Genomic DNA, 10,413 nt, shown 5'->3' on the forward strand with positions numbered 1-10,413 from the left:
GCCGCATGATCTGCGCAACACGCTCTGGCTCACTCGGCTGGCTGTTCGTCGAGAGGCTCTGGCGTTGGAAACTCATGCGCCAGATCAAACGGCGACGAGCCCGTTACGCGGCCTCGACCAATCTGCCCTCGTCCAAGCGCCAGACCTGATCGGTGCGCGCGGCAAGGGCCGGATCATGGGTCACGATGACGATACTGGTACCGATCTCGGCATTCAGCTCCAGCATCAGATCGTAGACACCCTCGGCCGTATGCCGATCCAGGTTCCCAGTCGGCTCGTCGGCGAGCACACAGGCCGGGCGGGTCACCAAGGCCCGGGCAATGGCGGCGCGCTGGCGCTCGCCACCGGAGAGTTCAGACGGCTTGTGCGCCTCCCGATGGCCCAGCCCGACGCGACCGAGCATCGCCGCCGACTGTTCCCGGACCTCCGCTGGCTCGCTGCCGCGGATCAAGAGTGGCATCGCCACATTTTCCAGCGCCGTGAACTCGGGCAGCAAATGATGGAACTGATAGACGAAGCCGAGCTGACGATTGCGCCGCTCACCGCGCACTCGTTCCGAGAGCTGCATCACCGCTTCGCCGGACCAGAGCACCTCGCCGGCGGTCGGCTGCTCGAGTCCACCGAGGCAATGCAGCAGCGTGCTCTTGCCCGATCCTGAAGCGCCGATGATCGCCATGCGCACCCCTGGCGGGACGAGCAGATCAACCCCACGCAGGACTTCGACGTTCAACGGTCCTTGGCGGAAGCCTTTACTGACCCCGCGCGCCTCCAAGACGGGCATGCTGTCGCGCTGCTTGCTTATCGTCGCGCCCTGATCACTGCTCTGTTCACTCATAGCGCAAGGCCTCGGCCGGATCGGTGCGCGCCGCGCGCCACGCCGGATACAGGGTCGCGAGCACGGTCATCGAGAAGGCGCCAACGGCGATGCGGATCACATCAGCCGCACGCACATCGGATGGCAACGCACTGATGTAATAGATGCTCGGATCGAGAAAATGCACATCGAACAGGCGCTCGATGGAGGCCACGATCGACTCGACGTTCCAACCCAGCAGCACGCCGCCAACCACGCCCATCAGGGTGCCAAAGACCCCGATCGCGGTGCCCTGCACCATGAAGATCGCCATGATCCGCCCCGGAGAGGCGCCCAAGGTCCGCAGCACGGCGATATCCGCGCGCTTATCGGTGACCACCATCACCAGGGTCGAAACGATATTGAACGCCGCCACCGCGACGATCAGGAACAGGATGATCGACATCATCCGCTTCTCGGTGCGCAGCGCGGCGAAGAAGTTGCGATGCACCTGGGTCCAGTCGGAGACCCGGTAGAGACCATCGAGCGAGTACTGGATCTCGCGCGCGATCATCGGCGCCTGCCACATATCGGTCAGCTTCAGCCGCACCCCCTCGGCCGCATCGCCGAGGCGCATCAGCCGCGCCGCATCCGCCATGTGCATGAAGCCGGCGCCGCGGTCGTAATCGGACATGCCGACCTCGAACAGGCCGACCAGGGTAAAGGCCTTCAGCCGCGGCATCACCCCGACCGGGGTCGCGTTCAGTTGCGGCGTCACCACCGTGACCTTATCACCCACCCCCACGCCGAGCGCCGCCGCCAGCTCGCGACCGAGGACGATGTTGAACTCACCCGGCAGCAGCGAATCGACGGTACCGGCGATCATATCCTCGCGCAGATCAGAGACCGCATCCTCCTGTTGCGGCAAGATGCCGCGGAGGAGCGCGGCATTGGTGCGCCCGGCATGCATCAGCATCGACTGGATCTCGACGAAGGGCGCCGCGCCGACCACCTGCGGATGGCCGCTGAGTTCGTTCACCAAGGCCGGCCAGTCGCTGATCCCGCTCGGATCAGAAAGCGTGGCATGCGAGGCCATGCCGAGGATGCGCTCCTGGATCTCCTTGTGGAAGCCGTTCATCACCGAGAGCACCACGATCAGCGCAATGATCCCGAGCATGATCCCAAGCATCGAGATCATCGAGATGAAGGAGATGAAATGATTACGCCGCCGCGCTCGCGTGTAGCGCAGACCGACGAACAATGAGAAGGGTCGAAACATGGGCGCGGATTAGACCAGAAACCGAGGCCAGAGGATACAACCAGCGCCGATCTTGCTTCAGCCGCCTGCTCGAACAGCGCGCGGCAGCCCTCGAGCACGGCACTCGCGGCCGCGATGCGATCAGCGTTCACGCGGCAGATCAGCGTTCACGCGGCAGATCAGCGTTCACGCGGCAGCGATGCGATCAGCGATCCGCGTCCAGCATTCAGCGATCTGCGTCCAGCGATCAGCGATCTGCGTCCAGCGATCAACGTCCAGCGTTCGCGGTCACAACGTCAGGGTCGATCGCGCCAGCCACGCGACAAGCCACGCGACAAGCGCCACAAAGCCGTCAAGCGTTTCCCGTACACTATTCCACTCACCACTCACCACTCACCAATCGCCGCCCGCTGTCCCTGGACCAACCCATGCTCATCCCCAACCGCAAGACCAAGATCGTCGCCACCATCGGCCCGGCCTCCGAGTCACCAGAGGTGTTGCGCGCGCTGATCCGCGCCGGCCTCGATGTCGCCCGCCTCAACTTCTCGCACGGCAACCCGGACGATCATGCCAGCCTGATCAGCGCGATCCGCGCGGCGGCCACCGAGGTCGGGCGCCGGGTGGCGATCATGGGCGACCTGCCCGGCCCGAAGATGCGCATCGGCGATCTCGATCAGGAGCCGATCGAGCTGGTGCGCGATCAAGTCTTCACCCTGACCACCGAGCCCGGCATCGGCCAGGCCGATCGGGTCAGCATCACCTTCCCCGGTCTGCCGGTGGCGGTGAAGCCGGGCGATCGGCTGTTCCTGAACGATGGCTTCATCCTGCTCAAGGTGATCGAGGTCAGCGACACCGATGTGGTCTGCAACGTCCGCGCCGGCGGTGAACTGCGCTCGCGCAAGGGGCTGAATCTGCCCGGCATCGATCTTGGCATCTCGGCCTTTACCGAGGAGGATCATCAGTGGCTCAGGTTCGCCGCCGCGCATCGGCTCGATGCGGTCAGCCAATCCTTCGTCGCCAACGCGGCCGACATGCAGGCCGTGCGCGCCGCCGCCAAGGCACTGAACTATGAGCCATTCTTGATCGCCAAGATCGAACGCGCCTCGGCGCTGGACAACCTCGATGAGATCCTCGACACCGCCGATGGCATCATGGTCGCGCGCGGCGATCTCGGCGTCGAGATCCCGATCGAGACCATCGCCGTCGCCCAGCGCCGCATCACCGAGCAGGCCAATCTGCGCGGCAAGCCGGTGATCACCGCGACCCAGATGCTCGAGTCGATGGTGACGCTGCGCCGACCGACCCGCGCCGAGGCCACCGATGTCGCCAACGCCATCCTCGGCGGCACCGACTGCGTGATGCTCTCGGCCGAATCGGCGATGGGCCGCTTCCCGGTCGAATCGGTCGAGATGCTCGCCGCCATCGCCGCCGCGATCGAGCCCGAGCGCGATAACCGGCTGTTGGCGCAATCGCTCGGCGCCTATGGCAAGGGTGGCCCGCTGCGCGCGGTCGATCTGATCGCCCGCAGCGTCTATCACACCGTCGAGCGCAGCGCGCCCAAGGCGATCATCGTGCCGACCCGCAGCGGCAATACCGCGCGCAGCATCGCCCGCTTCCGCCTGCCCTGCTGGGTGGTCGCCTTCAGCCCGGTGCCGAGCACCAGCCAAGCGCTCAAGTTCTCCTATGGCGTGCTCGCCGTCGATGTCGACGGCGACCTGCCCGACTGGAGCGAATACGTGCGCGGCTGGCTGGCCGACAAGGGCATCAACGAGGGTCTGGTGCTGCTCACCCAAGGGCCGTCCGAAGAGCACCCTTGTGGCAACCATCGGATGGAGATCATGGAGCTGAGCCCGGAACGCAATCCGGCCTGCCATTGAACTTGGAGATCAACCGCCCATGACAACCACAGCTACGCCCGGTCTGGAGCAGCTTGAAATCGCCACCACCGCTTCCGGGCGCCGCATCGCCTTCTCGCAGTTCGGCCGCCCTGCTGGCGTGCCGGTGATCTATGCGCATGGCTTTCCGAGTTCGCGACGCGAGGCCTGGCTGGTGCACGAGGCGGCACAGGAGATCGGCGTGCGCCTGATCAGCATCGACCGCCCCGGTTATGGCGACAGTGAGCCCGACGACGCTCGGCAGATCATTGATTGGCCGGATGATGTGCTCTGCGTCGCCAACCAGCTCAAGCTCAAACGTTTCAGCCTGCTCGGCGTCTCGGGTGGCGGTCCCTATGTGCTCGCCTGCGCCTGGCGGCTGGCGCAACCCGAGCCGCATCCGCTCAAAGGGCGCGTCTCTGCGCTGACCCTGGTCTGTCCGCTCGGGCCGATCTATCGCGACGAACAGCTCGAGCAGATGCCGTGGGCGGCGCGCATCAACCTGCGCATGGGTCAGCAGGCCGACTGGCTCAATGACCTGGTGTTCGGCGGCCCCACCACCGCCCTGCTCGCACGCTGGCCGGGGCTGGTCGAACAGGCGCGCAGCCTCGCCGCGCCAGCTGCCGACCGCGAGGTCCTCTCCAGGCCCGCGATCACCGAGCTTCTCAACCGCACCATCGCCGATGCCATGGCCAACGGCGCGCCCGGTGCGCGGCGTGATCTCTATCTCTATACCCACGACTGGGGACTCCCGTTCCAGCAGATCGATGTGCCCATCCACCTCTGGCACGGCCGGGCCGACGGCACGGTGCCGATCGAGCATGCCCGCTGGTACGCGGACCAACTCCCCGATCTGATGCTGACCGAACTGTTCGACGAAGGGCATTACTCGGTGCCCGTGCTCTATAGCCGGCAGATCCTCATCGAACTGGTTAGCGCGACCCAGTTTGGGACGCTCTGAAGCGGTCCGCCTACCTCGGCGACAGCCGTTCGGCCAGCGACCCTGTTGGGTCATACAGTTGACCGGGAGTCTTTGGATTCGCGTGCCTGGCGCAACCAACGTCAAACACAGCGACACGGCGCAGATTGTTTGTCTGCGCGCTATGGCATTGCCGCGCTGGCCGCGAGACCCGATGGGCAAACCCCACCGCCGCCGGATATCCTGCACCGATGACACCCGTGCCGGAGAACCCGCCCATGTCCCGCCTGTGCTTCCCCTACGGCATCGCTAACTTCCGCGCCATTCACGACGACGGCGCGCTCTACATCGACCGCACCGACCGTATCGCCACCCTGGAGGCCATCGGTCGCCAGCTCCTGCTGCTGCGCCCGCGTCGCTTCGGCAAATCGCTGTGGTTATCGACGCTCGCGCATTACTACGATCTGCGCCGCGCCGGGGAGTTCGAGGAACTCTTTGGGCATCTCGCCATTGGTCGGGCGCCGACCGCGCGGCGCAACAGCTATTTCATCATGCAGTGGAATTTCTCCACCGTGGATCCGATGGGGACGACCGATCAAATTCGCACGGCACTCTACGAACATATCAATGGGGAAATTGCCGCGACCCTCACCCGCTATGGGGATCTGATCCCAGGCCAGGTCAGCATGCAGGACAATGCCCTGGCCTCGTTCCGCTCCCTGCTCGCCGCCGTGGGCCAAAGCCCGCATTCCCTCTACCTGCTGATCGACGAATACGACAACTTCGCCAACGAGGTGCTGGTCAGCCGCGATCGCGGCGAAGAACGTTACCACGCACTGGTCGGCGGCGAGGGCGTAATCAAGACGGTGTTCAAAGTCGTCAAGATGGCGGCTGAAGGCGGCGCGCTCGACCGAGTGTTCATCACTGGGGTCTCGCCGGTGGTGATGGCGGACATCACCAGCGGCTATAACGTCGCCAAGGACATCACGCTCGAACCCGAGCTGGCCGATCTGTGCGGCTTTCATGCGTCTGAAATCGCGGTCGTCCTCGACCAAATCATCGCCGAGTGCGAACTGCCCGCCGCCCAGGCCAAGGAAGCGCTGGATCTGATGCGGGCGTTTTACAACGGCTATAACTTCTCCCTAACACCTGAAGGCGGGCAGATCTATAACCCAACGCTCGCGCTCTATTTTTTTGAACATCTGGCCAAGTCTTGCCGCTACCCGGAAGAGATGTTCGACAACAATCTCGCCATGGACCGCAACCGTATTGACTACATCGCCCAACTGCCCCATGGCGAAGCGGTGGTCACGGCGGCCCTGGATCGCGGCGAGCCGCTGACGGTCGAGACGTTGGAGCGGCGTTTCGGCGTCGAGCGCATGTTGCGCGCGCCGCAGACCGAAAGCTTCCTGGCCTCGCTGCTGTATTTCTTCGGCGTCCTAACCTATGGCGGGCGCGGACCCTTGCGGCACTTGCAACTGGTCATTCCCAATCTGGTGGTGCGCAAGCTCTATGTGGAGCGCATTCAGGAATCCCTGCTGCCGGGCTTCGATCTCGACCGCGAGCGCCGCGCGGTCTGCAAGGGCTTGTATGCCAAGGGTGCCATTGGGCCGGTCTGTACCTTCATCGAGCAGCGCTTTCTGCCGGTGTTCGACAATCGCGATCTGCGCTGGTCGAACGAATTGGTGGTGAAAACCGCCTTTTTGGTGACGCTGTTCAATGATCTGGGCTACATCATGGATTCCGAAACCGCTGTCGGGCGCGGTTACTGTGATCTGTCCATGATCGTCCGCCCGGATGCCCGGCACTATGCTTTCCTCGATCATGTCATCGAGTTCAAGCACCTGACCCTCGCCGACCTGCCGGGACTCGACAGCGAGGCATTGGCCAAGATGCCGATTGAAGCCCTGCGTGCGCGCCCGGAGGTCGCCAACCAACTGGCGGCGGCCAATGCCCAGTTGGCGATCTATCGCGAGCGGTTGCAGGCCCTCTATGGCACCGCGCTCAAGCTGCATACCCATGCCGTGGTCTGCATCGGGCTGCTGCGCTTGGTGTGGGCATCGACAGCGACGGCGCGGCTTGATGGCGCGAGCGCAGACATCGCCATCCATGAGGAGTTGTGAGGCCATGCGCTTTTTCAATACCGAAGGGCCGGTGCGGGCCGATCTGCATTATCTGCTGCCACCGCTGACGCGCTGGGATCTGGAGGAGGTGCTGGCGCTGATTGAGCAGCAGAAAGACTTCCTGCTCCACGCCCCGCACCGCACCAGACCGGTAAGACCTCCTGCTTGCTGGCGCTGATGGCGCATCTGAACCGTGAGGGACAGTATCGCGCGGTGTATGCCAATCTGGAAGGCGCACAGGCCTATCGCGAGCGCATCGATCCGGCAATGGCGACCATCGTCACCGACATCGCCACCTGGGCCAGCGATGGCGTCGGGGATACCCAAGCCCCAGCCCTGGCCCGCGAGGTGCTCGCAGATACACCACCAGGCTCGGCGCTAGGGGTCTTTTTGAGCCGCTGGTGTGCGCGCCTAGACGCTCCGCTCGTGCTCCTGCTCGATGAGGTCGATGCCCTGGTCGGCGACACCCTGATCTCGCTGCTGCGCCAGTTACGTGCTGGTTATACCAAGCGCCCCAAAGCCTTCCCCAGCAGCCTGGTGCTGTGCGGCGTGCGCGACCTGCGCGACCTGCGCGACCTGCGCGACTATCGCATCCAATCCAGTACGCAACAGGCCGTCATCACCGGCGGCAGCGCCTTCAACATCAAGGCCGAGTCGTTGCGTCTGGGCGATTTCAGCGAGGCAGAAACGCGGACCTTGCTGCAGGAACATACCCAGGAGACCGGTCAGGTCTTCACCCCCGAGGCCCTGCAACAGGTCTGGACGCTCACCCAAGGCCAGCCCTGGCTAGTCAATGCGCTGGCCTATCAGGCCTGTTTCCGCTCGCCGGAAGGACGCGATCGCACCCGACCGATCGATGCGGCGATGATCGAGGCGGCCAAGGAGCATCTGATCCTCCATCGCGTCACCCATCTCGACCAGCTCGCCGACAAGCTGCGCGAGGAGCGGGTGCGACGGATCATCGAGCCGATGTTGGCGGGCGAGTCGCTGGAGCAACTGCCGCTCAGTGACATCGAGTATCTGACCGATCTCGGGCTGTTACGCCAGCGCGGTGGTGGTGGCATCGAGATCGCCAACCCGATCTACCGCGAGGTCTTGCCGCGCACCCTAGCCCTGGTGCCTCAGGCCTCCCTGCCCCGGATCAACCCGACCTGGCTCGATGACCAGGGCCAAGTTGACGAGGCGCTCAGCCCGGGTGGACGGAGGATTAAGGTGATTCGGGCCTGAGCGCGACACCCCCAGCCTGGGATGCACCGACCTCACAGCCGTATCGTCACCGAGAATAGTTCCCCGTTTTCAGCAAAACTCACGCGATCGCCTAAGGCTCTGATCATCAACGGAACCCCGCGCCCCAAGCCATCGATGTAGCGCATGTTATCAAGGTACTTGAGCAACAACAGATTCCGCGGCGCGGAATTGCCAGAGCGAATCTTCTGTACTGTGAGGCTATTCGGCAAGCGTCCGGGCGAATGGATTTCGAGCCGATCACGAAACAAGAAAAGCTGAATCCGCCGGTGCGAGAGCGAATAATCGCGATGGCAAACCGCATTGACCAGCGCCTCACGCAGGGCAGCAGGCGGAATGCAATCCTGCTCTTCGCGCCGTAATCCGTTGACTGTCGAGGGCTTGGGCAAAAAGAGGCGGACCAGCGCCGCGGCATTGTCGATCAGATCCGGCAGCACGCCCATCAGTTCTTTCTTATCCAGCAGCGGATCGGTGATCTCGACACCGTTAAAAGCAGCAAACTGAATGGCACTCTGCGGCAATCTGCGTTGTGGTTGTCGACCGAAGATCAGCAATCCACCAATGGTGCACACCGGCAGACCTTCATGCAGACTCAAGAGATCGGCATTCAGTAACAGATTGATGCGCTCATCGCCATCAAGGCGAAAATAGTCGAGTTGATAATACGTCTGCCAATAGACCTGAAGCTTCGACTCGTCAAGATCCTCTGGGCCGGTCTGTTCAACGGGCGAGATGTCAAAGTGGACCAGGCCGGCTGCTTGGAACAAGCGGCTCAGTTCCTCTTTGGTGGCCTGCCGATTGGTTGAGCCGATCCGAATCAGGAATTTTCCATCGAGCGTCTGGTAAGGCTTCGCTGGCCCCTTGCCAACCCTCACCTCGCAGACATCCCGACCGTTGATACAACTCCAAACAAGCTCCGGATCGATGGCCGGCACGACATTGTGTCGCGCCACATTGATCACCCGCTGTTCAATCAGCGCGCGATCGGTCACGCCAAGAATGGCTCCGTCGTCAGCCACGCCGATCAACACGACCCCACCAAGGCTGTTAGAAAAGGCGACGAGTTCTTTGGCTAAGGATTCCGGCCGCACATCTTCTTGCTTGAATTCAAGAGACGCATGCTCGCCTTGAGTCAAGAGCGTTGTGATATCCGTCATTGAGTCGGAGTACCTCGAGTGCTGGCGATCCATCGGCATGGCCACCCAAGCGCTGCGCATCCGCACTGCAGACCCCGCGCGGGGACCCTCCTCGCTTTGACTCGCAGTCGCACTCGCCAACGCCTCTAGCCAGGGCTGGCGATTACGGACTATAGCCGGAACGGAGGTCAACCATCAATACAATGCGAGTCATATTCGGATTACCCCTTGCCTGCGGCGGACAAGGCTGGCCGGCCGAGGGTGCACGAGGCGTCAGCGCGATCCAGGTGTCGACTTTAGAGCGCCCCCGTCGGGTCTACGGCGGATGCTATGCTTGAGCACTCGCGAACCGTCAAAATGGGCTTTATGACGATGCGCTTTTTCAATACCGAAGGGCCGGTGCGGGCCGATCTGCATTACCTGCTTCCGCCGCTCCAGCGTTGGCACCTCGATGAGGTGGTCGCGCTGATTGAGCGAAAGAAATACTTCCTACTCCACGCCCCACGCCAGACCGGCAAGACCTCCTGCTTGCTGGCGCTGATGGCGCATCTGAACCGTGAGGGACAGTATCGCGCGGTGTATGCCAATCTGGAAGGCGCACAGGCCTATCGCGAGCGCATCGATCCGGCAATGGCGACCATCGTCACCGACATCGCCACCTGGGCCAGCGATGGCGTCGGCGATACCCAAGCCCCAGCCCTGGCCCGCGAGGTGCTCGCAGACACACCACCAGGCTCGGCGCTAGGGGTCTTTTGAGCCGCTGGTGTGCGCGCCTAGACGCTCCGCTCGTGCTCCTGCTCGATGAGGTCGATGCCCTGGTCGGCGACACCCTGATCTCGCTGCTGCGCCAGTTACGTGCTGGTTATACCAAGCGCCCCAAAGCCTTCCCCAGCAGCCTGGTGCTGTGCGGCGTGCGCGGCGTGCGCGACCTGCGCGACCTGCGCGACTATCGCATCCAATCCAGTACGCAACAGGCCGTCATCACCGGCGGCAGCGCCTTCAACATCAAGGCCGAGTCGTTGCGTCTGGGCGATTTCAGCGAGGCAGAAACGCGGACCTTGCTGC

Annotated in this window: 9 protein-coding genes and 1 pseudogene; 7 read left to right on the top strand and 3 right to left on the bottom strand. The window is 63.4% G+C overall.

Features of this window, described 5'->3' with window-relative positions; genetic code table 11:
• Positions 1-103 precede the first annotated feature (103 nt).
• Together CCR96_RS12390 and CCR96_RS12395 are read right to left on the bottom strand one after the other, a co-directional pair.
• On the bottom strand, positions 104-835 hold the full coding sequence (locus tag CCR96_RS12390) for an ABC transporter ATP-binding protein (RefSeq protein ID WP_201220423.1): 732 nt from the start codon (positions 833-835) through the stop codon (positions 104-106).
• Positions 828-2,072 (bottom strand): lipoprotein-releasing ABC transporter permease subunit, encoded by a 1,245-nt coding sequence (locus tag CCR96_RS12395; protein ID WP_201220424.1) that lies wholly within the window; start codon positions 2,070-2,072, stop codon positions 828-830. Before CCR96_RS12395 ends, CCR96_RS12390 begins: the two co-directional genes overlap by 8 nt.
• A gap of 407 nt (positions 2,073-2,479) precedes the next feature.
• Between CCR96_RS12395 and pyk the strand changes: the two genes are divergently transcribed.
• The 5 genes from pyk (at position 2,480) to CCR96_RS12420 (ending at position 8,194) form a co-directional block, all read left to right on the top strand.
• The gene (pyk, locus tag CCR96_RS12400) at positions 2,480-3,928 is read left to right on the top strand and encodes a pyruvate kinase (RefSeq protein WP_201220425.1); all 1,449 of its coding nucleotides are present in this window, start codon (positions 2,480-2,482) and stop codon (positions 3,926-3,928) included.
• A 19-nt stretch (positions 3,929-3,947) separates the two neighbouring features.
• Entirely contained in the window at positions 3,948-4,886 is a 939-nt protein-coding gene (locus CCR96_RS12405; protein WP_201220426.1) for an alpha/beta fold hydrolase, read from the top strand.
• 236 nt (positions 4,887-5,122) lie between these two features.
• Positions 5,123-6,967, top strand: coding sequence for an AAA family ATPase (locus CCR96_RS12410; RefSeq protein ID WP_242518997.1), 1,845 nt, complete (start codon positions 5,123-5,125; stop codon positions 6,965-6,967).
• A gap of 4 nt (positions 6,968-6,971) precedes the next feature.
• On the top strand, positions 6,972-7,145 hold the full coding sequence (locus CCR96_RS12415; protein ID WP_201220427.1) for a hypothetical protein: 174 nt from the start codon (positions 6,972-6,974) through the stop codon (positions 7,143-7,145).
• Positions 7,145-8,194, top strand: coding sequence for a hypothetical protein (locus tag CCR96_RS12420; protein WP_201220428.1), 1,050 nt, complete (start codon positions 7,145-7,147; stop codon positions 8,192-8,194). The genes CCR96_RS12415 and CCR96_RS12420 overlap by 1 nt, the downstream gene beginning before the upstream one ends.
• Positions 8,195-8,226: 32 nt before the next feature.
• Here CCR96_RS12420 and CCR96_RS12425 read toward each other — a convergent pair whose 3' ends face one another.
• Entirely contained in the window at positions 8,227-9,369 is a 1,143-nt protein-coding gene (locus CCR96_RS12425) for an RNA-binding domain-containing protein (RefSeq protein ID WP_201220429.1), read from the bottom strand.
• A 351-nt stretch (positions 9,370-9,720) separates the two neighbouring features.
• Between CCR96_RS12425 and CCR96_RS24605 the strand changes: the two genes are divergently transcribed.
• Entirely contained in the window at positions 9,721-10,104 is a 384-nt protein-coding gene (locus CCR96_RS24605) for an AAA-like domain-containing protein (protein WP_242518999.1), read from the top strand.
• Between the two features lie 32 nt (positions 10,105-10,136).
• Positions 10,137-10,413, top strand: a pseudogene (locus CCR96_RS24610) (ATP-binding protein); the annotation flags it as partial.

Origin of the sequence: Halochromatium roseum, assembly GCF_016653315.1 — a bacterium.
Lineage (GTDB): Bacteria > Pseudomonadota > Gammaproteobacteria > Chromatiales > Chromatiaceae > Lamprobacter > Lamprobacter roseus.